This window comes from Alkalinema sp. FACHB-956, from assembly GCF_014697025.1.
Classification (GTDB): domain Bacteria; phylum Cyanobacteriota; class Cyanobacteriia; order Leptolyngbyales; family Leptolyngbyaceae; genus Alkalinema.
Window position 1 is genome coordinate 1 of the sequence record NZ_JACJRC010000032.1, and the last position, 25,482, is coordinate 25,482.

The window sequence follows — 25,482 nt, forward strand, 5'->3', positions numbered from 1 at the left end:
TTGGCGGGTTGGATTGGCAACTGCAGGGAGTCGGCTCATCGTCAACGCTTGAATGCAACACATTTACAATAAAAAATGTCGGAACCTGCCTTTGCCTCTCTTTAGATTCTCTTTAGAACTCAGCTCTAAGAAGAATGCTCTTTGCTCTAATCCTATCCTATGGATAGAATCTGCCACTGTTTTTTCGACTAATACAATTTCATTTAGTGTCGATGCTGATTGAGCTTGAACTTTAGACGGATCGTGAATAACATATGCACTTAAAAGAATGAGAATGCTGCTTCGTAGGAAATTAGCGCTAAATTTGCTGACGTTCATTCTCAACCCACAAAAAGATAAGGAACTCTTTCTTATCAAGTAAGACAAGAAAAATATACGCGAAATGCAATATTTTTTCACATGTTCACTTGTAAAGGAACGTTCTGGATCAACGGCTCCGAAGCCACGTTATGCTGCTTATAGATCAATCCTACGAGTCCGCTGCATCCGGGTTGTTGTACTGCTAGCAAGTACAGGTCAACTAGCTGTGGCTTGCACCACCTCGCTCAACGCTTCATCAATCACGGTATCGCTCACACCTCGCCGCTTCAAACTCGCAATCAAAGCACTCACCGTCTCACCTTCAAAGCGCTCCAAATCAGCACGTAATCCCTGGCCGATGTATGCCCGAACCAACGGCTGATAACCGGAAAATCCTAACAATGGCGCAATTCGCTTCAAATCCTCAACCACATCTTCCGGCATCCGAATCGTCACGCTCGTCATGGGCCGATTCTTATCTAATCGCTTCTTTAACGCTTCAACTTTCATATTCTTTCCTCTCTTGTCGCGTTGCTGTCCGCGCCGAAATAATCCGAATGCAGTCACCTTCCTGCTCAATATGGACGACATAGAGCAAGTTATAGCGAGTATCCAAGCCAATTACTGCATCTCTTGCTTCATCATTGCGACTCGCATCAACTAAAACTAGGAATGGATCGAAAAACGCCTCAGCTGCCTGCTGAAAGGTAATCCCATCATGATTGACCGGATTAAATCCGCGCCTTCTCTACATTCCAGATAAACGTAATGCCATTCAGCACAAAGTAAACGTCCATGCTCATCATTCTAAGCAAGACGTATGTACAGTGTCAATACGCATTCGCGGAAATCGACAATTCTTAACTTGCTGCCACAACCTGGAACGAAGCGGTACAACGTTCCGGTTGAGCGGCAGCAGATTAACCTAAACGATAGACACGAAGACTCTCAACTGTCCGCTCCAAGCGATTATGTTATGCCATTCAGACAGTATAGTAAAAGATGCTCCTCGAAATGCAATGGATGTACCATAATTCAGTCATCTGATGAATTGTCAGAAGACGAAGATGAACGCAATATACCTAGTAAGAACGAGATTCCGATAGCTTGGAGAAGAGAAATTTTTGATAATCCAAACAAATCTGGTATGAGCCAGTTCCACAAAAGAACAATCAATACAGAGTTAATGACTGCCCAAACGATAGCACTAATCAGTATTGTTAAGCAGCCACTACCGCAACCAATATTAAAAAAATTGCTCGAACTATTCATGAGAAATATTTCCCCATTTACTTAGCTCTATCTGGAACCGAAAGCTTACTTACTTGAAAGCAATAGTCTTGCTAACAAAAATAAGCCAACTGCTTGCAACCAAGATATTTGCTTCAATCCGAATAGAGTAGGCATAAGTGAATTCCATAGGAAGACTGTTAATGGACTGACCAAAATAGCCATAAACACTAACAACGGAATGCTGATTAAGAGAGCTATCGCAGTAGCAGAGACATACCATCGCCAGTATGACAATCCTGATTGTTGCGGGAAGGGAGAAGGATCCATGTACACCTCGTAGTAAGGCTTAAAGCTACTTCATAATGGTCTATCTGCTAGAAAAACTCAACCATACGTAAAACCTAACACTTCTTTACAATAATCTGGATGTCAGCTAGCGTACTTCCGGATTTTTTCCAATCCATAATTTAAGCCGCATAACGCAAAGTTCACCTGCTGTGGGTTGATTTTGCTGAAAACAGTTTAGCATTGCCAGTCAGGTGCGACGACGGGTTAGGCTGGGCTAATGAGGAAGTTTTTCTAAAGATTTAATTCAGAACGACTGCCCACGAAACTATTTGGAAAGCCGATCGAACTTTGTATCACACAAATGAGGGAGGAAATGAACGATCACTCTCAACTACCACGATCGCTGCTTTCGCAGACGGGTTTCTGGGCCAATGAGCTGATCGCTTTTGCAACACCCCGTGAGGTGCCTACAGTCTGCCAGATGAACAAACTTGTAGGGCACCTCAGCTTCATCGTTACCGTTATCGCAGCCGTTCGCGGCTGAGGATGCTGATGTATTGTCCGTCCGAATGCACGATCTTCATCGGTTGACTCCAATGAATCCTGTCTGCGATTCGATGGGCATGGAATTGATTAATTGTGTCCTGCACGAACTCCTTGTGACCGATTAAGTGGATCTGTAAGCGTTGTTTCTCAGGTTGAACTGTGCGATCGCTCCGATCGCTAGAACCGTTTGCCATAATGTGAGCTTCTCCTGTTTGTAGTGAATCTCATCCCTACTGCAATCTTGCTCCCTTCGCCTGCGTGTGGGAGAAGGGCCGGGAATGAGGGCGAAGAAAGCCCAAAAATTTAGAGCCACCCCGTTTGACATCACAAACAAGAGTGGCTCGATCGAATGTTAAAATTCTCAACAAGCCTCCTTGCTGGCGCTACAGCGAGGGGGAATAGCTACCCGGAGTTGCTCCAACAACAAAGGGTAGTGCCCTAAATTTTCAGGATCCCAGCGGCCCCGCGCTTCATACCGTACCGTCAATCGTAAGCCCAACTGAAAGAAGGATGTCCACGGAACCGCTATGAAAAGCTAGATTACGAATAAAGCAAGCCCCTGTCAATCCGTATTTACAAAACCATTACAGGTAACATTTGCTACCTACCCAGCCCCACTAGCGCCCCAGCCGATTCGGAATCCCCTCACAGCCCCCCGGCACCGTCGCCCGCGTCTTCGAGCCGCCCCAAGAACACACATAAATCCGCTGATCCTCCGACATATCCTCCACATTCGTAAAATCAGCATTCTCCACCACAGCCCCCGTTTGCGCCCCCGTCTTATAATCCGGCGGTTCCGTACGGCTGCGCGGCGTCGCCGTTTCCAGCTTGCCGTAGAACAACCGCGCGCTATTAATATCCGCCGCTTCCAAATTCGCACCCACCAAAATCGTCCGCGCCAAATTCGCCTTCACCAACTCACAATTGCGCAAATCCGCCCGAATCAAATTGGCATCACTCAAATCCACCCAGCGCAAATCCGTATTCTTCAAATCCGCCCCCGCCAACATCACCCCCAAATCAATCACCCGCACCCCATGCAGCCGATCCTCCGCATAGCCGCCCTGCCCATCCAAAATCGGACGCCCCAACCGCTGATCTCGCTTCAACGGCGACAGCAACCGCGCCCGTGACAAAAACCGCAAAATCTTCGCCTTCCCCAACGCATCCACACTGCTGAAGATCGACGCCGTACGCCCCTCCGCGATCGCCCGTTCCTGGGGCCAATCCTCCAGCAACCCCTCTTCATCCAACACCAAATCCGAAATCCCTTGGAAATAGGTATCGATCGTTTGTTGCTGCGTAATGTTATTTTGCTGAATCGTCAGATCCTTCGAAATCACATACTGCCGCCAAGCGATATACACCGCCAACACCGCAATCAAAATCTGACCCAACGCCCCAAACACTTCTCCCAACGCCCCGATCGCATCCCAGTTCGCATCCGCCAACTGCTCCGACAACCACCGACTCGCCCCAATCACACTCAACAAACCCAACAATCCCAAACCCAGCCCAAAGGATGCTAAAAGAATCGCACCATCCTTCGTCGTAAACAGATCCTCCACCGCTGGCTGAATCGTTGGATAAAAAACTTGTAACGATAACCCCAACGCTACCAATGATCCAATCAGAAGTAGCCAAGTATTGCCTAGAAAAAATCCAATTAAAATAATCGCGATCGCAATGAGCGTTAGCGCCGCAGCGGCATTCACCTTAGGCCCAGAGTCCACCGATCGCGAGACAGGAACGATCGACTGAGATGCCGTGGACGTTTCCAAATTCGGCTTAGCGGGAGGTTTAGGATCAACAGTCATACCAACAAGAATGACGAACTAGCAGGTCAAACAGGCTAGCCCTATGGTACCCCAAGCCTCCCAAGTTGCACCGAATTCCCACTCTTCCTGCCTTCACCCCTCCCACGCTCCTACCCGCCCACCTCCCTCAATCACAGATTCGAGTGGCCAAGTCGCCCCATTTCTGGTACCTTAGCCCATGGCCTGACCAATGGCTCAACCCTCCGGTCTGCTTGCGCTCTTTACCCCCAATGCCCCACCTATGGAACCGAGCACTGACTTCCTCACCGTTGAAGAATGCGCCCTCGTGGATGCCGCTCTGTTGACCTCACGGGACAAGTTCACCACCCGCGTCGCCATCTACGCCCTACGATCGCTCAAACAAATCGCCAACACCAAAACCTGTACGATCGCCGAACTCTCTCCCCAGGACATCGCCCACTGGATTGCCGCCGACCCCAGTTTGCAATCCAACGTGGACAGCAATTTCAAAACCTTCTTTACCCAACTCGTGCTCTCTTCCCTCAAACCCCTCAACCAAGCCGCAGAATCCATTCCCGTTTCATTAGAAAACCTGTCGATCGAACAGCTAATCCACTGGTTCGAGCAACAGGCCAAACAAAAGTTGGAAAGTAACTAAGATCGGAGAAGCAATTAATTAGCAGGCTGTAGGTAGTGGTAGAGATTCGCGATCGTGGCTTCTGACGCAGTACTCAAGTTATCAGCCAATAAAGCCTTCAATCCTTTCTTGGAAGCTTGAGTTTCGATCGCTTGCATATAGGATTCACGCAACTCTGGAGCCAACTTCAGCTTCAGTTGATCCTTTAATGCAACAAAGTGAGACTTTTGCTTAAACGCCTCATACTGGACTTGCTCAGGAGGTACAGCCATTACATCAATCACCAAGGGTTCAGAATTTACAATCTCAGCACTAGCTGACAATTCTAAGGGCTGTAACTCAGATGGACTGAGCAGTTTGACTTCCTCAGCAGATAAACTCCGTGCCCAGTCTAGCTGCGTTTGCCAAAGGTCTAGTGCCACTAAATCATGATTACAAATGTGCAGGATTTCAGGAAATAAGAAATCCAACTCTGCTTCTGTTCCTACCAGATCCAGAGCACTCTGGGCGTTACGACGAATCGTAGCTTGCAACTCCTGTAAACGACTGCTGGCAGATTGGTGCTCTCCTTGCAGTTGGTAAGTCATGATGATGGCTTGCTGGATCGCCCAAACACAGGCACGGCGGCGAATATACCCCGCAGCACAAACATTCTGTAAAAGATGGGGGTTCTCATAATCTGCAAGAGCCTTGAACATCATATCCCGCGCAGAATTAATATCCGCATCGCGACGCATGGGATCTTCCACCATTAAAGCCACCTTAAGCCGATCGGTCGCTTGAACAAACAACGCATAGGCCCTCGATAAAATTGTGCGATGGGAACGAAATTCTACATCATCCGCTACCCGATCGATGTGGGCAATGATTTCTGCTCCCTGATCTGCCAAGCTTTTCTTCAGGTCAATAAATCCATCCTTAACTTCGGCCCGAAGCTGTTTGACATCTTCCCGGAGCTTTAAGGTTTGGTGTAAATTGACTGCGGAGATGGCAATATTCGCCACCACACCCACACCAATAAATGCTGTTGTTGCTTGCAACACCCCAACCGACTGCGTAAGAGCCGTAACCCCCTGCAAAATTTGGCGACTACATTGCAGAATCTCCTCTCCCTGCTTCTTAATTTGATGGTTTTGATAGATAGTTACACTTCCAGTAACTAGTCCTGAAATAACTTGTGTAGTTATCACTGCGGGATGCAATGAAATTACAGACATTGGATTGATAGGAAATTTGGGAAGTTCATCCAGTTTATAAGCAATTCCGATAGCATGGGCAACAAATTTGCGGGTTTTAGGATCTACTGCAATGGGTAAAATTTGCCCCATCTTTGAAACCAGTGGAACCAACTGACCAGAATTGATGAGGGCTTGGATAGCAGGAGCAAACTCAAATAGAACACTCATGGGATACACCTTCAAGTAATTGATTGATAACTGCAACAAGAACAGGCCAATAAATAAATAGCAGAAAACTAGTCAAGAGACTCCCGCAGTAGGGACAAATCCCGCTGACATTCCTGATAAACTTCAAGCTGCAAAGCAGCTTGCTCTGGGGTCAGGCGTTGCTTTTGCTCCCAATCTTCCAGTAGTGAGTTGAGTAAGTACAAATAATCCTCAGTGATCCGTTGCATTGATGTAAGCCTCTGTTGAAACAGGTGCTCTACCAAGGTGGATATTGACTGTCTCATACGATCGATATTTTCAGTAGTAGCAAGCTGTTGAAAACCTGCATTCAGAACGTCTTTTTTGATAGTTTCGAAATCCGGTGGTGCAAAGAAGCCTAAGGTGCCTCCGATCGCGGTACCAAGTGCCGCTCCAGCCGCCGCAATTCCTGCGATCGCTGCTCCCGACAGAACAATGGGGAAAAACGCAATTGAACTCACGGCAAAAGCTAGCCCTCCTACAACAACTCCACCAGCCCCTAGGCCAACACCACTACCAATTCCCGTATTCCACATCGTTTCCCAATCATCTGCATCCATTTTCTTGTGTAGCTTAAGCTGCGGAAAAATCTTTTGGACTTCTAAATTTAATTGATTCTCTAGGTAGGAGCCAATTTCACCATCAATCGCTGCTAAGTTATCTTGAAACTCCACAAGCATTTGATGAATCCCATAGTCAAAATCCTTCAAGACCGGAAGCAAATTTCTCTGCAGTGCTTCCTTTTCCGTCCATTCTTGGAGCGTTGTATTAGTATCATCTTGGAACTTAGCTAGAAATGCCTGTTGAATTTTGCCTTTCTCAGTATGCTGCGTTGACCATTCTTTCGAACACTGTTGAAGAGTGTCTTGAAATTGAGCATCCAAAAAGCAGCTTAATCGTCCCAGGATATTTTGCTGTTGTTCCGCTTGTGTTCTGGTAATGTCAATTTCCAGTTTGCTCACATATCCCACCGCTTGACCTATCTGCTCAATAATTTTCTGTTTATTGGCCGCCGAAATTATGATCTCTCCTTCAATCACTTTCCTATGCTCTTGAATTTCCTCTTCAATTTGCTGAAGTAATCCATACAAAGGCGAAACAATTTTTTTGAGTTTAACTGTACCCCTTTCTTCGGTTAGAAACGCTTGGAGCAATCGAGAAAAGTTTTGCAGTCCCTGGACATACGGATCACCCATTTCACCTTTGATGATGGCATCTAAAGCTGCTTGCGCAGAGATGAAATGTAAGCGTTCCGGTTGACTCAGAATCGGATTCTCACCGAGAAGAAACCGCTCAAACAATTGCTGTACCTGTTGCCGATCTTGTTGACGCCGCAACAGATCCATAAAGTTCACTAGGACAAATAAATTATTAACAGGTTGCGCTGTTTGGCCGTAATTTAAGCATTTTCTCACATCTAGTAATAGCTCGCGTTCCCCTTGGGTTAGAGGCCGTTGAGCATTCACCAGAAAAATCACTGCATCCACATTGTCGAGCAGTTGCTGGGTTAATCGACTCCGTTCTGGATGCTCATTTAAACCGGGGGAATCCACTAACTCCACGCCCTGTTTGCATAGCGTTAATTGAGGATGTTCCAATACCAACTCGAAGAGATCTGCATTCGCTAATGCATCCTCGCGATTTCCCAAAGCGGCATCCTCAGAAAGCGCTGCTTTTTCCTGGTACTGGTCAAAGGGCATTTCTTCCTCTCGCCCATCCCGATAACGACCAATCACTTGGATTTGCGGCCCATACCGTAAGACCGTAACCGTACCACTACAGGGAATCGCCCGTACAGGCTGAATTTCCTCGCCGAGCAAGGCATTGAGTAACGTGGATTTGCCTTGGCTAAATTCACCGACGATCGCCACTCGGAAGATTGCAGAATTCAAATTTTGCTGCACTGTAGCAATATCTTCGTAAATCGATTTTGGCAAACTGAGATGCTCATCATACTTGTTAAGGAGCAACTCCAGATTTCCAACCACTTGTTTGAGGCTGTGCTGACGAGTTTGAAACTTCTCCAGATCACTATAATCAGTTGTTATCTTAGAATTAATTGCTGGACTGTCTACTGAGGTCTTGGATTGGGTCGCTTCTGTTAACAGTCGATCGGAAATTCGTTCTGCGGCTCGACAAAAGACCGGATCCAACGCCCGAAATCTTGCTGGATCAAGCTGAAGTAGAACCTCCAGCACCAAGTCTGGGTCAGCCGTCATATCTGTAGCCAAAGTAGCTTTAATGGTATGAGTTAACGTAAGGTCAATCTCAGATTGCTGGGCTATTTGCACCAAATAGTCTTCTTCTGCGGCATCAATCGTCCCATCTGCCATTGCCAATTCATACCCCAAAGACAACAGCAATAGGATCTCTGACTCTGATAGCTCCTGGGTGAAAATCCTCAGGGCTTGTAGCTTATGATGCAATTGATGGGCTATCACACCCTTCAACATTAGTTGTAATAAATTGTATAGAGAGCTACTTTTAGGAATAAATTCGTTCAAAATAGCAACTAGACGTTTCTTTTCTGCTTCCGTAACCTGTCGATCTGCAAAGGCTACTCCAACCAATAACGTAGACAACGCACTAACAAAGACCACTAACTTAGAAACCTGGGCTGGAGAAATTTCTTGGTTAGTCAGTTGACTCAGTAACTTCGCAATGGTAGTCCGATCGGTCACAGGAGCAGCAGCAATCATAGAAGAACCCACACAAGTCAAAACTTAGGGTATTTTGCCCATTCTGGTTCTCAGTATTGACAGGTTCAAAGAAAAAATCTCCCTACGCCTCCCTGGGTTTTAGCTCTTTTCAAAATTGAGTGTAGGCAATCAAAACCCATTCTCTATCGTAACGGTTGCGAATTTCTTCTAAAGTGAGAATTCCAGTTGCCATGGGTTTGGCTAACTCAGCATCCTAATTGTAGAAAACTGTTCTAGAGGGTTTAGGCATCTTCACCCAAGCAAGAGAGTCAATATCCTTGCTATGATCCATTTAGAGATGATCAAGATCGTAAGAGGATCGTAAATTGTATTCTTTGAGTAGCTTGCAACCATCTGGCAAGCATTGTCTATGTTTAACCATAACCTATGCCCCAGCCTCAACGACTTGTTTTAATCGGGGGTGGCCATAGCCACGCGATCGCCCTGCGGTTGTGGGGGATGCAACCCTTACCCCATGTGCAAGTCACGCTCATCAGCGATGTCACCGAAGCCCCCTATTCCGGCATGTTACCAGGACATCTTGCTGGATTCTATCGCCACCAGGATTGCCATATTGATTTACGATCACTCGCAACATTTGCCAACGCAACATTAATTTTAGATTCTGCGATCGGTATTGATAGCAATCAACAAAAAGTAATCTGCCAAAATCACGATCCCATTGCCTTTGATATTCTCTCCATTGACATCGGCAGCACTCCCCAGATTCCCCATGAACCTAATTCGTTCATTATTCCTGCCAAACCCGTTCCGCAGTTTCTCACCTGGTGGAAACAGCTTTGCGATCGTATTCAACAAACCTCTCACCCAACCATCACCCTCAGCATCATCGGCGGTGGTGTGGGTGGGGTAGAACTCGCCCTCAACCTACAAGCCCGCCTCGCCCAACTGATGGATCCTACACAAATTCAGATCCACCTCTTCCATCGCAGCCCCGACCTTCTACCCCAGCAAGCCCCTTGGGTGCAACACTATCTCCAGCAGCAACTGCAAGCACGCCAGATCCAGCTTTACCTCAACGAAACCGTCACCGCCGCGATCGCCCCAACCGTCCACTGCGCCTCCGGTTTGACCGTGACCTGTGATGCCAGCCTCTGGGTCACCCAAGCCACCGCCCCAGCATGGCTCCGCACAACGGGATTGGCACTGGACGATCGGGGATTTATTGCCGTCAATGCAGCCCTGCAATCCCCATCCCATCCCCACATTTTCGCAGCGGGCGATATTGCTACTCTGATCGATCGGCCCTGCCCCAAGGCGGGCGTCTTTGCCGTGCGCCAGGGCCCCCCGTTATTCCAGAACCTACGCCACGCCCTGCAAGGTCAGCCCCTCCAGGCGTATCACCCCCAACGACGTTACCTGAGCCTGATTGGCACGGGCGATCGATCAGCGGTGGCCACCTGGGGCCGTTGGGGCTGGGCATCGCCGTTGTGCTGGTGGTGGAAGGATTGGATCGATCGACGCTTCATGCGACAATTTCAGACACTGAAAAATCCCCTCTCCGCAGAAATTCCTACACCCAGCGAACGACCCTGAGCTAGGGTTAAGGCATCGAATTCACCCTAGCAACCATGCAACTACAACTTTTAGACGATCGCCTGGAAATCCATCTAACGGGCTGGGAACGCCTCTGGGCCTTCCATTTCTCTACCCCGATCACGATTCCTCTCAGCCATATCACCCAAGCCTCCACCGAGCCCCCAGCCAGTAGTTGGAAAGAACTTCGGGCTCCCGGTAGCTTTTTGCCAGGGGTGATCAAAGCCGGAACCTACTACACCCCTCGGGGCCGCGAATTTTGGTATGTGACCCGCTCGACCGACTACTTAACCCTGGAATTGACGGTTGAACCCTTTCAACGAATCGTACTCAATGTCGATCGGAGTGTTCCTTGGGCTGATAGGATTAACCATCAGAGAGCGAGATTGCAATCCTAATCCCAATGGCGCAACCGTCTAATCTCCTATTGAAACTGGCTAGACAACTGTTTCCTGATGGTGTAGAACGTGATCAATTTGTCGATGCATTAGTGCATCCCAAAGCGTTTCATCCCTGTATCCTCTGGTGCCAGCCCCAGGCAGAAAGTTTTACCACCCTGCCCCCCCTGGAATGGCAACCTCAGTTTGTCGATCGGCTGCAATTAGGACAACAACCTGGCAAACACCCACTGCACGATCAAGGGGCTTTTTACTGTTTAGATTTTTCCTCGGTTTTTGCCGCATCGGTGTTGCTGGCCATTGCGCCCACTGTTGCTAAGTGCAAATTAGTCTTTGACATGTGCGCCTCTCCCGGCGGCAAAAGCGTGTTTGCGTGGCAAGCCTTGCACCCCGAATTACTCCTGGCCAACGAGGTCATCGGTAAACGCACAGGCGCACTCATTTCCAACTTCCGGCGTTGTCATATTAGCCCCTCTGCGGTGATGAGCGTGGATTCGCAAATTCTGGCAGAGGTGATTCCTGCGATCGCCAATGTCGTCTTAGTCGATGCGCCCTGTAGTGGTCAGTCTCTCCTGGCTAAGGGCATTCCCAATCCGGGCTGCTTCCATCCGGTGAACGTAAATAAAAATGCCAATCGCCAAAAGCGGATTCTAGCCAATTCCGCCCACCTTGTTGCCTCCCAAGGCTATTTAGTGTACATGACCTGCACCTACGCCCCCGAGGAAAACGAGCGCGTTATCGAATGGCTCCTAGACCGCTTTCCAGACTTCCAAGCCGTTGAAGTAGACCATTTACACCCCTACCGATCGCACCTCACCGATCTGCCTTGTTATCGAATTTTTCCCCACGATCGTCTGGGTGCAGGAGCTTTCACCACCCTTTTACAAAATACATCCGGTACCGCCTCAAGACCATTACCTGAAGCATTTCTCAATCAACCTCGTATTACAGTCATTTAATATTGGTCATTGAATATCATAGTGATGAGCGATCTGTTGCAAATTCAAATGATTCAATTCCAACCCTGCTACCCACCGCTTGGCTAATCCCATTCGCCCGCCCGTCGATCGAGTTTCATCCAAGCAATACATTTCTGCATTTCGCGGTTCATTGTTGACCGATCGGCTTGATAGCGCCGCCCATGCCCCGGCAACACCCACTCAAAGGCGTAGGTGGCCAACCGTTCCATCGATCGAATCTGTGCCTCCCAGGAATACCAACAGACTTCCCGAAACCCCACCAATTGATTCTGCTTCGGCGACCAAGCTAGATGATCGCCACTGAAAAGAATCCGATCGTCGTAGAGTAGAACTGTGTGACCTTCCGTGTGCCCCGGAACCGGAATGATGCGCACATCCGGGGCGAGTTCGTAGGGTTCCGAACCCGTCAGTTGCATTTCCACCGTTTCCGTCTTTGGGGTGATTTCATCACGATGGAGAATGCGATCGCACTGAAAATGATCCCGAAATTTTTGGTGATCGGCCACATCGTCCCGATGGGTGAGATAGAGATATCGAATGCCGCCCAGTTTTTCCAACTGCTTGACCAATGGGGGTGCAAACCGGGGAGAGTCTACTAAAATATTGCCTTCCGATTGCACAATTAGATAACTTGCGGCCCCAAAGGAACTTTCAGCATGGTAGCCGCAATGGTAAACATGATCGACAATGGGAATGGGAATACTGGAATGAACGGATTGGATATCCTGCGGTTTCTCCACTGTGCCGATCGAAGCCGTGGGACAGGACAGCAAGGCTTGCATGGCAGCAAGACGATCACCATCTGACTGCGGTTGGTGATAGACCGCCGATTGCCGATTCTCCCGAGTAAAGACCGTCGGAGCCATCCAGCGACAGGTATCGCAATCAATGCAAGACTGATCGACATAAAATTCACCCGCAACATTTTCCGATCGCCGATGGGTTAGGTGTGCCATCGTAGTCAGACCTCCTAAAGCGTCAGGGAACCATCCTGCCCCATTCTATCGATTTCAGACCCAGATGACGGCAAACCCATCCCCGAAGGGGGGCAATCCTCACCCGCCGTGCTCTATGGAGATCGGGCAGAACCCCCTATCATGCTGTTACAGCGGTTTTGTTACAGAGTATTTCACAGAACATTTCGCAGAATATTTCACAGAATATTTCACAGAATATTTCACAGAGTATTTCGGAGTTCTCCCCATGCCACAGCTTGTTCCCCCCAGCCCCCGTTGGCGGAAGTTTCTGCTGAAAGCGGCAGCAGTCGTAACCACTGAAGTAGTTCTAAATGCAGTGGGTTTAGACACGTTAGCGAACTACGTTGAATTTTTAGAAAATCATAGTTCCACTGTCAGTACGATCGCTGAAACGGTTTCTAATTGGATTACTTTTGTATAGAAGGCTTGCATTTTATCCAGTTAAATTTTTGTTGATCATTTTTTGAAGATAAATGTTTTAGAACTCTTTTTTAGCCATCTGTGTTAGCGATCTATGTTAGCAATCTTTAGCATGGGTCATTTCAAACAACTCATTATCTGACATTCGAGCCAATGATCTAGAAGTTGTACTCGACCATTTGGCTTATTTGATTAAGGAGTGTAAGGAGGTTGGACGACTTCATTATCGGTGTATTAGAGTGTGGGAAAGATCTCTGGTATCCCGGCTAGGACAGTATGACTTCATCCAACCTGTCATCCACACCTTTAGACCGAAGTCAGCAATTGGAGCGATCGCTCCGCCTGGTCAGAGTATGCCACCATACGCTAGTTCATGCCAAGGAAGAACAGGAACTTTTGCACACCCTGTGTCAGCTCATTGTGGACGTGGGGGGATATTCGTCAGCTTGGGTGAGTTCTCCTGATCAGGATGCCGAAGCCATCCACCAGACCTTAAGCAATGCGGGCGATCGATCAGACCCACTTCAACGAGCCGCGATCGCACTACCGCTAATCTACGACAATCAGTGCTTTGGCACCCTGCATATTGCCGCAATTGATGTCACTGACATCATTGATGTAGCTGACGTAACTGACGTAATTGAGGCCGCACAGATTGCCCCCTTCCCGCCGGAAGAGCTTGAGATCCTCACTGAGTTGGCCGATCACTTGAGCTATGGCATTCACACATTACGGCAAACCCAAAAACACCAAGATCTCCAAACAGCACTGGAATCACAAATCAAACTCGATCGCCTAATTAACCACCTCACCAGTAGCCTGATTCAAGCATCGCCCCAAGCCATTGATCAATGCATTAACCAAGCGTTGCGAGCAATTGGCGAATTTGCACAAGTCGATCACAGCTATATTTTTCACTATTCCGACGACCATCTCACCCACAGTATGACCCACGAATGGGTCGCCGACGGCATTCCCTCTCAGATTCACCATACCCAAAACTTTCCCCTGGCCCAGTTGCCCTGGAGTACAAAACGCCTGCAGAACGGAGAAATTGTCCATATCAGCAGCGTTGCCAACCTAGGCCCCGACGCTGATCGCGATCACCAAACCTTTCAGCGCTTTGGTATTCAATCTGCTCTTGCCCTGCCTCTCCGTACTCGGAACCAAATCATTGGCCTCGTGGGGTTCATTTCCTTTCACCAAGAGCTGCTTTGGCCAGAAGATCATATCCATCTCCTGCGCAGTTTTGCCGATGTATTAGCCAATGCCCTCCAACGACAACGAGCAGAATGCCAATTACAGGAGAGTGAGCAACGCTATGCATCCTTAGCAGCGGCGGCCCCCGTCGGCATTTTCCGAACCAATGGCAGCGGCCACTGCATTTATGTCAACGATCGCTGGAGCCAAATGACGGGCTTATCCCGAGAAGACGCGCTGGGTGACGGTTGGATGGCTTGCTTACACCCCGACGATCGGGCACAGGTGATCCAAACCTGGCAGCAGCAACTCCAACACAAAATCCCCTCTAGCACAGAATATCGACTACAACACACCAACGGTCAAACCCTTTGGGTCTTTTGCCAAGCCGTTGCCGAATATGACACCAGTGGTCAGATTAGCGGTTATGTGGGCACCATAACTGACTTAACCGATCGTAAACAGGCAGAACTGTCCCTCCAACAAGCCACCCAAGCCCAGATTCACCTGCAATATCTTGCAGTGGTCATTGAGCAGGTGCCCATCTCCATTGCCCTGTTCGATCGCGACATGAACTACCTGGCCGCCAGCCAGCAATGGTTAACGGATTATAAGGTCGATCGACCCTCACTCATTGGTCACAACCATTACGAAATTTTCCCGGAAATTGGGGAGGATTGGAAAACGGTTCACCAGCGTTGCCTACAGGGAGAATTTGTCAGTCAACTAGAGGAGTGCTTCCAGCGGGTAGACGGCACCCTCCAATGGATTTCCTGGGATGCGCGCCCTTGGTTTACGCCCACTGGGGAAATTGGCGGGATTCTGCTATTTACCGTCGATATTTCAGAACTCAAACAACTAGAACAGCAGCGCCGCGAACAGGAAATCGAAGTATCCCTGGTGTTGCAAGGGGCAAAGGCAGGAACCTGGCGATGGGATCCGGTCAACTGTCATTCCATCTGGTCTGAGGAAAATTATGGCTTACTGGGGTATGCACCAGGGGATTGCGAAGCATCCTACGAAAATTGGTTAAATGCAGTCCACCCAGAGGATCGAGGTATCGCTGAAACCTGCATTCAAAAAGCACTAGAGCAAGGCAATGATTTTGCCTTTGAATATCGAGCCTTGCTCCCCGATGGTTCAGAACGGTGGCTGACCTGTCTGGGACAGGTTTTTTACAACGATCAGCTACAACCTAGCAGCCTGATTGGCATTCAGTTTGATATCAGCGATCGCAAACAAGCAGAACTCGCCCTACAACAACTGAATCAGGAACTAGAAACCCGCATCGCCCAACGCACCGCAGAACTCGAAGCAAGTGAAGAACGATTACGCCTTGCGCTGGAATCGGCCAATCAAGGCATGTACGATCTCAATCTCCAAACGGGAAAAGTCTGGGTTAACCCAGAATATGCCACGATGCTGGGCTACGATCCAGTCACGTTTGAAGAAACCAACGCCAATTGGGCTGATCGTCTCCATCCTGCCGATCGCGACTTGATTACACAGACCTACCACAACTACATCACCGGAACCATTCCAGAATACAAAGCAGAATTTCGTCAACGCACTCCTACAGGTAATTGGAAATGGATTCTCTCCCTCGGGAAAATTGTTGCCTGGGATGAACAGGGGAACCCTCTGCGCATGGTTGGCACCCACACCGATATCACCGATCGCAAACAAGCCGAAGAAGAACGCCTCAAATCAGCCCAACTACAACAGGAACTAAATCTTTTAGAAAGCCTTCTGGATACTGTCCTAGCAGGTTATTGGGACTGGGATATTGCCAATCATACGGAATACATGAGTCCTGGTTTAAAGAAAATGCTGGGCTACGAAAATGACGAACTAGCAAACGTTCCAGAAACTTGGCAAAATCTAATTTTTCAGGAAGATCTCCCCAAGGTTTTTGAGAGTTTTGAGCGCCACGTCCAAAGCCATGGAACCCTTCCCCACTACAACGAAGTGCGCTATCACCATAAAGATGGTTCGACGGTTTGGGTGATCTGTGCCGGACGAGTGATTGAGTGGGATGCCAGCGGACAGCCCTTACGCATGATTGGCTGCCATGTCGATATCACCGATCGTAAACGGGCAGAAGCCATTCTCCAAACCAGTGAGGAACGCCTACAACTCGCCCTAGAAGGATCGGGGGATGGATTGTGGGACTGGGATATTCCCAGCGGCGCAGTCTATCTCAGCCCTCGCTGGTTGGAAATGCTAGGCTACGGCGTCGGCGATCTCCCCGGCCATGTCCACACCTGGCAACAGCTCATCCATCCCGATGATGCTCCTTATGTTACGGCCACTCTGCAAGCCCATCTCAAAGATAGTTCGATTCCCTATGCCTTTGAGTACCGCATGAAGCATCGATCGGGGGAATGGCGCTGGATCGCGAACTATGGCAAAGTCGTCACCTATGATCTAGCCGGGAAGCCCCTACGCATGGTCGGGATCCATCGTGATATCACCGATCGCAAGCACGCAGAAGCTGCCCTCCAAGAAAGTGAAGCCCGTTTCCGATATTTAGCGGACTACGCACCCGTCCTGATGATAATGACCGATGCCGAGCAGCATTGCATCCACGTTAACAAACGCTGGCTTGAATTCACAGGTCGGACGTTAGAGCAAGAAATCAATCATGGCTGGATGAAAAGTATCCATCCCCACGATCGCGCTGTATGTTCAAAAACCTATACCATAGCCTTTCAAGCCCATCACCCCTTTGAATTAGAATTTCGTTTGCAGCGGGCTAATGGTGCCTATCGATGGTTCCTGACCACCGGCATTCCCCGATTTGATTCAAATGGTGTTTTGTTAGGCTACATTATCTCGGGCACTGACATCACTGGTCGTAAACGGGCAGAAGCTCAAGTTTTGCGCCTCAAAACCGCCCTGGAAAATGCCCTGGAAGGCATCTCTCAGCTGAACCTCGATGGCTACTATATTCAAGTTAACCAAGCATACGCTGCCATCTGTGGGTATGAGCCGGAAGAACTCATCGGCCAACCCTGGCAAGTAACCATCCATCCCGAGGATTTACATTCCTCAGAACAGGTTTACCAAACCATGCTGGAGCTGGGGAAGTCTGCAGCGGAGATTCGGGGAATTCGGCAAGATGGCTCGCAATTTTATAAAGAAGTTTCCCTCATCCTCGCTTGCGATGACCAAGGCAATGCGATCGGTCATTATTGCTTTATGAAAGATATTACAGCCCGCAAACAAGCGGAGGAACAGCTCAAACAAGTCAATATTGAACTTCAACGATCGAACCAAGAACTTGAGCAGTTTGCCTACATTGCTTCCCACGATCTGCAGGAACCCCTGCGCGCCATCATTGGCTATACCCAGCTCCTGGAAGACATTTATCACCAGTCTCATTCTGCCGAATCCCCGATCGCCGATCCCAAAACTCAGGAATACATGACATTTATTATCCAGGGGGCGAAGCGGATGAGAGCATTGATTCAAGATTTACTCGCCTATTCCCGGGCTGGTAGTCGTCCCCTAACCCCAAGCCTCACGGACTGCAATGCTGTGCTAATCGATGTGTTAAATAACTTAGCAATCGCGATCGCGGAATGTAAAGCCACTATCACGCACGATCCCTTACCGACGCTATTCATCGATCGCATCCAACTCGCCCAAATCTTCCAAAACTTAATTAGTAATGCAATTAAGTTTAATCAGGCAGACAACCCCCAAGTCCATATTTTTGTGAGGGAGTTTCCTGCCGATCCCACACGATCCGATCCCCACCGTCCGCCAGAGCACCATTGGCAATTTGCCGTCCAAGACAATGGGATCGGGATTAAACGCCAATACCTCGATCGCATTTTTGAAATCTTTCGCCGACTCCACAGTCAGCAGAAATTTCCCGGCACCGGCATTGGTCTAGCGATTTGCAAAAAAATTGTTGAACGCCACGGGGGAACCATTTGGGCAGAGTCAGAATTAGGCCAAGGAACAACTTTTTACTTTACAGTGTTAAATTTAAATTCCACAGGTTTCAGCCCCCAGTAATCCTTGGATAGATTATCCATTCCAGCATCCCTAGCTCCAGATCCTTACTTTACAAGTTTTCGCCATGTCCTCCAGCCAGCATCCCTCCATGGGGCGTCCGATCGAAATTCTACTCGTTGAAGATTCACCGAGTGATGCAAACCTGACAATCCGTAATCTAGAGAATGGGAAACTCAACAATCATATCCATTGGGTCGAAGACGGTGATTCTGCAATGGCCTACTTACACCAAGAGGGTGAGTACAGTCAGCGACCGCTCCCAGATATTATCTTGCTAGATTTAAACTTACCGGGTATGGATGGACGGGAAGTCCTGGAAGCCATTAAGACCGATCCACACCTGCGCCACATTCCAGTGGTCGTTTTAACGACTTCGGACAACGAAGTTGATATCTTAGCTGCTTACCAAATGAGTGCTAATTGCTACATTACCAAACCTGTAGACATTCATCAGTTTATTCAAGTCATCCGGTTAATTAACGATTTTTGGTTAACGATTGTCAAGCTCCCTAATCTACCGTGATAGATCTACCGCGATAGATCTCCCGTGACGGAATCTATCATGACCGTCGATCGTGAAAGCTGGACTATGAAGGCTCTACGATTGCAGCCTTGCAGCCAACAGATTGCCTCGCTAGGCAGACATGAGAATTGTTGTAGCAAAAAATTGATGATAAGCAAAGGAAATTATAGGGCACAATATTGAGTGGTTATGGTACTTAGTCTAGTCAAAATCATCTAAGTATATATAACTATTCACTACGGCGTCCTGTAATTCGCACTCTAATCAGCCATCCTAGTCAACAAATCAGTTGGATATATTGGACACTTGAATACCTGTAACACCCAATTTGCAATTAGGCAATCACTCTGATTGATTTGTAAAGTGAGTCGCAAAAATTGTAGGTTGTACCTATGAGAAATTTTGACCTGTCAAATACACTCAAAAAATCCCTGGAGATGCTGGGCTAGTCGCATTGAGCTAGTCACATTAGGCTAGTTACACTGGGCTATTTACTGGGCTCATTATACTGGGCTAGTGACGCTGAATTCAGTTGGACTGGGCTGCATCCAGTTTTCGTATTTGCATTCTGCGGCCAACAGGCTGATGAGTCAGGATGGAATAGATGATTTCATTCAAAACCAATCACCCCACTGAGAGTGATTGCCCAATCTAGCCCACAAATTAATGCAAGGCTTCGAATATCTGACGGAGTTTATATCACTCGTTTGAGTGGCAATTTATTGATTCAGGCTCTGGAATGACACAATCACACGCTATCAATATTCTTCTAGTTGAAGATAATCCAGCAGATGCCAGCCTTTTCCGTCGCGTATTTTGGAGGCTAGAGCAGGATACCTGGAAGTTAGTTGAAGTCCAAACCCTGGAAGACGCGATCGACACCTATTGCAACTACTCTAATCTCGTCCCAGGGCAGCGAACCTTTGATGTTGTGTTGCTAGATTTAGGGCTACCTGATGCAACTGGATTAGACACGCTCAAGCAATTTCGCATGGCCCTTCCCAACGCAGTGGTGATTGTTTTAACGGGATTAGATGATGAAACGATTGCATTACAAGCCGTTGGAGAAGGAGCCCAAGACTATCTCGTCAAGGATCAAGTCACGCCACAATGGTTACTCCGAACCATCCGGTTTGCGATCGAGCGCAATAACCTGTTGAGTCAACTTAAATACAGTGAAGAATGTACCCGCAATTCCCTAGAGCGGGAGCAAGAGTTAAATCACTTGAAATCCAGCTTTGTCGCGATGGTGTCCCATGAATTTCGGAACCCCCTAGGCGTCATCCGGAACGGCATGGAAATTGTCCGACAACTTTTGCCGGACACCCTGGAAAACAATGTGGAGAAATGGTTCAACCAAATTGAATCCGCTACGGAGCAACTCGTTTACCTGGTCAACGATGTTCTGCTGTTGAGCCAAGTGCAAGCCACGAGCTTAAGGTGTAATCCGGCTGTCGTAGATCTGGAGGATTTTTGTAGTGAAATTATAGAAACCATCTCCCAAAGCTTAGACGATCGCCTGCACTCGATTTGGTTTGACATCACGGGCGACTCCGTCAGCGTGTTTACAGACCCCAATTTACTTTGGCATATTTGCACCAATCTGCTGTCCAACGCAATTAAATATTCCCCCCAAGGCGGTGTGATTCAATTGGGGTTAACCTACCAGGCCGATCAAGTCATCCTCCGCGTGAAAGATCCAGGGATTGGAATTTCTGAAGAAACCCAGCGTCATTTATTTGAAAGCTTCTATCGGGGCAGTAATGCCAAGGGGATTACTGGCACTGGACTGGGGCTAGTGATTGTGAAACGCTGTGTAGATGTTCTGCAAGGAAACATTGAGATTACCAGCGCTCTGAATGTTGGAACAACCGTCACCATTACGCTCCCCCTCAACCAGCCAAGCTCCGCCTCTGAAAGACATCAAGTGAGTGAAACCCGTGAAGTTCCATAAATTCTGATTGCAATCATCCCCCGTAGGGGGGAGCGCAAGCAGGAGCCCCTGATCTAGCCTCTAAGCGCTTTCAATAAGCGATCGCAATCGACATGATCGGCAGACATTTCATAGACACACTCCACCTTAATGGGTTCATGGAGCCGCACCTGCCCAAAGGCATGATCGATAATTTCGACCGTGGTCAACGTATCCAAATCCACCGAGAGAATAGGAATCTCCATTTCCTCTGCACGGGCTAGGATTTCTTTAGTTGGCGAAAGATGTCCTGTCAGGATCAGGCATTGGGTTGAGGTTTCCAAGGCAGCCAGTTGCAGATCCGTACGATCGCCCCCGGTAACCACCGCCATGTTGTGACCTTGACGGAAATATTTCAACGCAGAGTTGACATTCATCGCCCCGATCGTCAAGCTTTCTACTAACAGATCTAACCGATCGGCCCGACACAGGACTTCCGCCTTCAACTGGTGCACCAACTCGGCCACACTCACACTGCGCAGCAGCGTACTACTGGGCAGAATGCCAAACACTGCAATGCCCTGCGCCTCCAAGAAGGGTTTGACTTGTTGCGTCACCGTCGTCCACTGCTTACTAGGCACGTCATTGATCACGACCCCCAACAAGCGATCGCCCAGTTGCTGCTTCGCCGCCAACAAATTATCTAACAGCAGAATAGAGTGATACCGGGCCACCAGCAAAATTGTGCCCCCCACCGCATTGGCCATTTGCCCCAAGGAGAAATCAAACAAACGCCCTTCATCCAACGATCCGGGGCCTTCTAGAATGACTAAGTCTCCCTCCTGCGCAACGCACTGCTGCTGCAATTGAGCCAAGTAAGGGGGACGATCGTTGGCCCCCAGTCGGTGAGCGATCCGCTCTGCATTGAGGTTGAGTACCGTCGGTTGGACGCGATCGTCCGCCAATTTCAGGGTTTCCGGAATAAACGGAATATCCTCATCTTCATCTTCGCTATTGCCAATGTCTCCACTCAGAGGCTTGCCATAGGCAATGTCTAGCCCTTGGGCTTGTAATTGATGCGCAACCCCTAAAATGACAGCCGATTTACCACTGTAGGCTTCTAGAGAACCCACAACCAGATATTTTGCGGACTTTGCCACGTCCTCGCTTCCCATGCAGATTCCGATCCTATGCGTCTAAGCAATGCATTTTAAACAATGCATTTTAAGTAGTATAGAGGACGATGATTCCCTTCGGGTTGACCTCAAACAAGCAAACACAATGCAGGCAACCAGAAAACAAAACAGACAACAAAAAGGGGTACCGTCACACCTAACTTGCTAGTTCCTAGCTTAGGCCCATGACCAATGCCCCTCCCTGGATGGATATGCTTTTGGATGGATATGCTTTTGGATAGATATATTCTGCTTGACCGTTCAACTTGCGCTATAGTTGCAATCCTTTCGCGCAAGGTGTAACCCTTGTCGCGCCAGAGGGATAACTCTTGCACTGAAGGTGTAACCCCCAGCAACCGTTCCCCCCAGCGATCCTCACCCACGGACAGCATCGATCTACTCAGCTGAGTTCTCAATGCACCTAGTTGTCAACGAACCTAGTTGTCAACGAACCTAGTTGTCAACGAACCTAGTCCTCAATGCGCAGGAGCTTACGGTAGAACCCTTGGGAAAAGTCTGCTAGACGGCTGCGTTTGAAGTTCATAATGACTTCAATCAAAAAGTCAACAAACTCAAAATTGGCCATCATCACTTCATAGCTCAACTCTGCATTGCCATCAAACTGGATGCGGCAGCGGCAGAGATCAGCGGGAAGAGAAGAGACATTCCAAGTTGCAATGAATGGGATACTATCCGCCCCTTCAATATTTCGCTGACCTTCTAAACTGCCTCGTTGATACAGGCTAATCGCGAAGGGCAGAATTTGCTTTTTAGTAGTCTGGGGATAGTAAGGAACATACACCCCACATTGAGGAGCAGGCGCTGGTTGGAGTTTCTCGATGGACATGGATCTATGGATTCAGGCGATGAACTCAAGCGTAACGCAGGATAGATAAAGGAAGAGTAAATTTCGGAAAAAGATTAAATTCCTCTATCTCCGCTCAATTTAATTCACCTTATTCTGCCCAGGATATTTCTACTTGTACCCTTTTGAGAAGAATTTCAGCCCATGGGAATAACCAATCCACGATCGAGGAACTGGGTAAAGCGATCGGCCAATTTTTCCCCTGGCAGCCCCCCCGTCCAATATTCCACAACAGTATGACCAAAGGCCCAGGCATTGCGATCGGCGGTTCCCGCAGGATTTGTCAACACCGGCCAGAGTGTTAGTAAATCGAAGGCAGGCCCCGGAGGAGCTTTGGGCCGATCGGCCAGCAAGGTATACAATTCGTAGGCCATCTGCAACTTACCAATCACCAGTGGTAATTGCTCAACCGGAATTTTTTCAGCTAGCAGAATAGCCAGGGCGGGAGATCCCGTTGCTAGGGTGGAGAGAAAATTGAGCACGGGGCTTTTGAGAAAGGCCGTTAACCCTTGGGTCGTCGTCATTTGGAAGCTGTACTGATCAATAATTTTGGCCGCAGCGAGACTTCGGCTGTCGAGGTCATTGAGAAACCGAGCAAGGCGCAATTGTTTAGCAGGATCCAGAACTTGGATGATCGCTTGGGAAAGATCTGCAAGCCCCCAGGCTGGGCGATCGGTACTCTGGGTCACTAGGGGAAAAATATCTTGCAGGAGGGGCAAGGTTTCACGACGGTAGGCGATCGCCTCGCGGATGGCGATTTCCTTGGGTTGGGTGCCCGTGCGCCAGTCGTAGGACGGTTGCCACTCCCGTAGGGGCCGCAGGCGATCGACCTGGGTGACAACGCCCAGCAGCGGCAGATCCGGCGCAACGGCTTGTAGATCTTGCAAAAATTCCAAGTCCATTTGTAAGGCTGGATCCAAGGCAGGTGTCACTAATAGCAACCCATCACAATCCTGGGCGTGCTCCAACACCTGATCCCGCAAGTCCGATCGCTGCACCTGCTCATACCCCGGCGTATCCCAGAGGGTCAGCGTTTCCCCCGTAGGAGCCTGCCAGCGGTAGTCCCGAATCCTATCGGTACTAGGTAATGCATCCACCTCGGCTTGGGGCTCTACAAACAGGGTGTTAATTAAGCTGCTCTTGCCCGCCCCTGTGCGACCCACCAGCAATAGGTTCACGGGCTGCTGCGCAACCGTTTCCGGGGGGCTAGCTTGGGCCAGGATTTCCTTCAGCGTTCGGGTTTCGGCCTTGGGCAGGGCGGGTTGGGGCGTATCGGGTAGGGCCGTTGCAGGTTGACCGCTGTAAAGGGCGATCGCCTGTTGGGCCAGGTTGCGCAGGGTGGCTTCCCGCAGCAGTTGCCCCAGGTTGCCAATCAACTCCTGGGTGGCGCGGTTGTTCGTGCCTTGGGTGAGGGTGCGGGCCGCAGCAGTTACAGGATTGAGGATCCATTGAGCCCACTGCCAAAGTTGCCAGACCCTGCGGGCGGAGGGGGCTAACTTCTGGTAGATTTCGTAGGCTTCGTAGGCTTGGCCGATCGTCAGTTGATTCAAGACGGGGGAGAGCTTTTGCATCCATTGATCGAGGTCGTCCACCGTCCCCCGCAGCAAGGCGTAGGCTTGGGGCACGTAGATATTCAGCAAGGGTTGCTTGGCTTGGGGTGCGTAGAGGTGGGCGATCGCGCTAATCAAACTGAGACAGCGTTGCCAAAATAGATTCCAGTCCTGCCACACTGGGGGATCGCTGCGGGACTCGTCTAAAATTCGCCGGAGTTCTGCGTCTGCTTGGCTATCTAGGGAGCCTCCCATCGCCGGAGCCGGGGCTGAATCATCCACGGGGGGCAATTGGCTGGACAGTTCCGCGATCGCGGCTTCTACCTGGGTTAACGCGGGTTGCGTCCACTTCACCAACAGCCAGCGCCAACCAACGAAGAGAAGGCCGATGACTGCCCAGATCCAACTGAGGCCCCAGGCGTGGATTTGGAGACCTGCGGCAATCAGCAGAAAGGTCAGAACTAGGGCGATCGGCGCAGCGAGAACCCCCCACTGCCAAGTTTGCAAACGCACCATAGGAAAAAGCTAGAAGCAAAGGTCAATCAGTTCAGCCCTTGGGCCTGCCTTTCAGTCTAATCAAGGAAATGGTATCTCGCTCGAATAGAGGTCGGATTGCTTGTCCCGCCTGGGTTGAGGAGATTTTCCCGAACCGTCATGGGGGGAATACCCCCTCGAAATTTCGGAGTTCTTTACAAATCGAAATATCTTTATTAAGATAAGTTAAGAATATGAAGCACTTCGAAAACAAATCTTGAGGAAACCCCATGAGAAGCGGTGGAATTATTGACGACCAAGGCAAAATGAACAACTTCGCGATCGAGCCGAAGATGTCCTACGTTGAGAATGGCCAGTCTCAGTTTGGTTTCAATGCCTATGCTGAAAAGCTGAATGGTCGGTTGGCGATGATTGGTTTTATTTCTGCGATCGTCCTAGAGATCGTCACGGGGCATGGTGTTGTCGGCTTTTTGACTGGACTGTAATTAGGTTGATCGTT

At 49.0% G+C, this 25,482-nt stretch carries 18 protein-coding genes and 1 pseudogene; 9 read left to right on the forward strand and 10 right to left on the reverse strand.

The features are described 5' to 3' along the window. Nucleotides 1–516 precede the first annotated feature (516 nt). From H6G21_RS21995 to H6G21_RS22010, 4 genes and pseudogenes are all read right to left on the reverse strand, one after another. Nucleotides 517–810, reverse strand: a complete 294-nt coding sequence (locus H6G21_RS21995; RefSeq protein WP_190576024.1) for a hypothetical protein — start codon at nucleotides 808–810, stop codon at nucleotides 517–519. Then, nucleotides 800–1,097, reverse strand: a pseudogene (locus tag H6G21_RS26375) (BrnT family toxin). The gene H6G21_RS21995 and the pseudogene H6G21_RS26375 overlap by 11 nt, the downstream one beginning before the upstream one ends. A 1,245-nt stretch (nucleotides 1,098–2,342) precedes the next feature. Beyond that, a complete protein-coding gene (locus tag H6G21_RS22005) occupies nucleotides 2,343–2,561 on the reverse strand; it encodes a hypothetical protein (protein WP_190576026.1) in 219 nt (72 codons plus the stop codon). A 423-nt stretch (nucleotides 2,562–2,984) separates the two neighbouring features. Beyond that, complete coding sequence (locus tag H6G21_RS22010) at nucleotides 2,985–4,184, reverse strand: pentapeptide repeat-containing protein (RefSeq protein ID WP_190576028.1); 1,200 nt, start codon at nucleotides 4,182–4,184, stop codon at nucleotides 2,985–2,987. 190 nt (nucleotides 4,185–4,374) lie between these two features. On the opposite strand from H6G21_RS22010, the gene H6G21_RS22015 reads away from it, so the two are divergent. Beyond that, complete coding sequence (locus tag H6G21_RS22015; RefSeq protein ID WP_242042000.1) at nucleotides 4,375–4,803, forward strand: hypothetical protein; 429 nt, start codon at nucleotides 4,375–4,377, stop codon at nucleotides 4,801–4,803. 14 nt (nucleotides 4,804–4,817) lie between these two features. Here the strand turns inward: H6G21_RS22015 and H6G21_RS22020 are convergent, their stop codons facing one another. Continuing rightward, nucleotides 4,818–6,188: a hypothetical protein gene (locus H6G21_RS22020; RefSeq protein WP_190576030.1), complete on the reverse strand. Its 1,371-nt coding sequence runs from the start codon at nucleotides 6,186–6,188 to the stop codon at nucleotides 4,818–4,820. Nucleotides 6,189–6,256: 68 nt separating this feature from the next. Next, a complete protein-coding gene (locus tag H6G21_RS22025) occupies nucleotides 6,257–8,905 on the reverse strand; it encodes a dynamin family protein (RefSeq protein ID WP_190576032.1) in 2,649 nt (882 codons plus the stop codon). Between the two features lie 387 nt (nucleotides 8,906–9,292). Between H6G21_RS22025 and H6G21_RS22030 the strand changes: the two genes are divergently transcribed. The 3 genes from H6G21_RS22030 to H6G21_RS22040 are packed head-to-tail and all read left to right on the forward strand — an operon-like array spanning nucleotide 9,293 to nucleotide 11,819. Continuing rightward, nucleotides 9,293–10,462, forward strand: a complete 1,170-nt coding sequence (locus H6G21_RS22030) for an FAD-dependent oxidoreductase (RefSeq protein ID WP_190576035.1) — start codon at nucleotides 9,293–9,295, stop codon at nucleotides 10,460–10,462. 35 nt (nucleotides 10,463–10,497) lie between these two features. Continuing rightward, nucleotides 10,498–10,860: a hypothetical protein gene (locus H6G21_RS22035; protein WP_190576037.1), complete on the forward strand. Its 363-nt coding sequence runs from the start codon at nucleotides 10,498–10,500 to the stop codon at nucleotides 10,858–10,860. A 5-nt stretch (nucleotides 10,861–10,865) separates the two neighbouring features. Continuing rightward, nucleotides 10,866–11,819, forward strand: coding sequence for an RsmB/NOP family class I SAM-dependent RNA methyltransferase (locus tag H6G21_RS22040; protein WP_190576039.1), 954 nt, complete (start codon nucleotides 10,866–10,868; stop codon nucleotides 11,817–11,819). 83 nt (nucleotides 11,820–11,902) lie between these two features. Here the strand turns inward: H6G21_RS22040 and H6G21_RS22045 are convergent, their stop codons facing one another. Further along, entirely contained in the window at nucleotides 11,903–12,796 is an 894-nt protein-coding gene (locus H6G21_RS22045; RefSeq protein WP_190576041.1) for an MBL fold metallo-hydrolase, read from the reverse strand. Between the two features lie 247 nt (nucleotides 12,797–13,043). Between H6G21_RS22045 and H6G21_RS22050 the strand changes: the two genes are divergently transcribed. From H6G21_RS22050 to H6G21_RS22065, 4 genes are all read left to right on the forward strand, one after another. Then, the gene (locus tag H6G21_RS22050) at nucleotides 13,044–13,238 is read left to right on the forward strand and encodes a hypothetical protein (protein ID WP_190576043.1); all 195 of its coding nucleotides are present in this window, start codon (nucleotides 13,044–13,046) and stop codon (nucleotides 13,236–13,238) included. A 275-nt stretch (nucleotides 13,239–13,513) separates the two neighbouring features. Next, on the forward strand, nucleotides 13,514–18,463 hold the full coding sequence (locus H6G21_RS22055) for a PAS domain-containing protein (protein WP_190576052.1): 4,950 nt from the start codon (nucleotides 13,514–13,516) through the stop codon (nucleotides 18,461–18,463). Nucleotides 18,464–18,527: 64 nt separating this feature from the next. Continuing rightward, nucleotides 18,528–18,986, forward strand: coding sequence for a response regulator (locus H6G21_RS22060; protein WP_190576054.1), 459 nt, complete (start codon nucleotides 18,528–18,530; stop codon nucleotides 18,984–18,986). Nucleotides 18,987–19,725: 739 nt separating this feature from the next. Next, nucleotides 19,726–20,940, forward strand: coding sequence for an ATP-binding protein (locus H6G21_RS22065; protein ID WP_190576056.1), 1,215 nt, complete (start codon nucleotides 19,726–19,728; stop codon nucleotides 20,938–20,940). A 53-nt stretch (nucleotides 20,941–20,993) separates the two neighbouring features. Here the strand turns inward: H6G21_RS22065 and H6G21_RS22070 are convergent, their stop codons facing one another. From H6G21_RS22070 to H6G21_RS22080, 3 genes are all read right to left on the reverse strand, one after another. Next, on the reverse strand, nucleotides 20,994–22,058 hold the full coding sequence (locus H6G21_RS22070) for a DRTGG domain-containing protein (protein ID WP_190576058.1): 1,065 nt from the start codon (nucleotides 22,056–22,058) through the stop codon (nucleotides 20,994–20,996). A 484-nt stretch (nucleotides 22,059–22,542) separates the two neighbouring features. Further along, nucleotides 22,543–22,920: a type IV pilus biogenesis protein EbsA gene (ebsA, locus tag H6G21_RS22075; RefSeq protein ID WP_190576060.1), complete on the reverse strand. Its 378-nt coding sequence runs from the start codon at nucleotides 22,918–22,920 to the stop codon at nucleotides 22,543–22,545. A 155-nt stretch (nucleotides 22,921–23,075) separates the two neighbouring features. Further along, nucleotides 23,076–25,004 carry a GTPase gene (locus tag H6G21_RS22080; RefSeq protein WP_190576067.1) on the reverse strand — a complete coding sequence of 643 codons (1,929 nt, stop codon included), beginning with the start codon at nucleotides 25,002–25,004 and terminating at the stop codon, nucleotides 23,076–23,078. Nucleotides 25,005–25,252: 248 nt separating this feature from the next. Between H6G21_RS22080 and H6G21_RS22085 the strand changes: the two genes are divergently transcribed. Continuing rightward, nucleotides 25,253–25,468, forward strand: coding sequence for a chlorophyll a/b-binding protein (locus H6G21_RS22085; RefSeq protein ID WP_190576069.1), 216 nt, complete (start codon nucleotides 25,253–25,255; stop codon nucleotides 25,466–25,468). Nucleotides 25,469–25,482 lie beyond the last annotated feature (14 nt).

Bases quoted from the DNA above. Each gene is read 5' to 3' on its own strand.
- H6G21_RS22040 (WP_190576039.1), top strand. From the start codon at position 10,866: ATGGCGCAACCGTCTAATCTCCTATTGAAACTGGCTAGACAACTGTTT.
- H6G21_RS22015 (WP_242042000.1), top strand. From the start codon at position 4,375: ATGGCTCAACCCTCCGGTCTGCTTGCGCTCTTTACCCCCAATGCCCCA.
- H6G21_RS22035 (WP_190576037.1), top strand. From the start codon at position 10,498: ATGCAACTACAACTTTTAGACGATCGCCTGGAAATCCATCTAACGGGC.
- H6G21_RS22030 (WP_190576035.1), top strand. From the start codon at position 9,293: ATGCCCCAGCCTCAACGACTTGTTTTAATCGGGGGTGGCCATAGCCAC.
- H6G21_RS22010 (WP_190576028.1), bottom strand. From the start codon at position 4,184: ATGACTGTTGATCCTAAACCTCCCGCTAAGCCGAATTTGGAAACGTCC.
- H6G21_RS22065 (WP_190576056.1), top strand. From the start codon at position 19,726: ATGACACAATCACACGCTATCAATATTCTTCTAGTTGAAGATAATCCA.
- H6G21_RS22055 (WP_190576052.1), top strand. From the start codon at position 13,514: ATGACTTCATCCAACCTGTCATCCACACCTTTAGACCGAAGTCAGCAA.
- H6G21_RS21995 (WP_190576024.1), bottom strand. From the start codon at position 810: ATGAAAGTTGAAGCGTTAAAGAAGCGATTAGATAAGAATCGGCCCATG.
- H6G21_RS22080 (WP_190576067.1), bottom strand. From the start codon at position 25,004: ATGGTGCGTTTGCAAACTTGGCAGTGGGGGGTTCTCGCTGCGCCGATC.
- H6G21_RS22005 (WP_190576026.1), bottom strand. From the start codon at position 2,561: ATGGCAAACGGTTCTAGCGATCGGAGCGATCGCACAGTTCAACCTGAG.
- H6G21_RS22025 (WP_190576032.1), bottom strand. From the start codon at position 8,905: ATGATTGCTGCTGCTCCTGTGACCGATCGGACTACCATTGCGAAGTTA.
- H6G21_RS22060 (WP_190576054.1), top strand. From the start codon at position 18,528: ATGTCCTCCAGCCAGCATCCCTCCATGGGGCGTCCGATCGAAATTCTA.
- H6G21_RS22085 (WP_190576069.1), top strand. From the start codon at position 25,253: ATGAGAAGCGGTGGAATTATTGACGACCAAGGCAAAATGAACAACTTC.
- H6G21_RS22050 (WP_190576043.1), top strand. From the start codon at position 13,044: ATGCCACAGCTTGTTCCCCCCAGCCCCCGTTGGCGGAAGTTTCTGCTG.
- H6G21_RS22020 (WP_190576030.1), bottom strand. From the start codon at position 6,188: ATGAGTGTTCTATTTGAGTTTGCTCCTGCTATCCAAGCCCTCATCAAT.
- ebsA (WP_190576060.1), bottom strand. From the start codon at position 22,920: ATGTCCATCGAGAAACTCCAACCAGCGCCTGCTCCTCAATGTGGGGTG.
- H6G21_RS22045 (WP_190576041.1), bottom strand. From the start codon at position 12,796: ATGGCACACCTAACCCATCGGCGATCGGAAAATGTTGCGGGTGAATTT.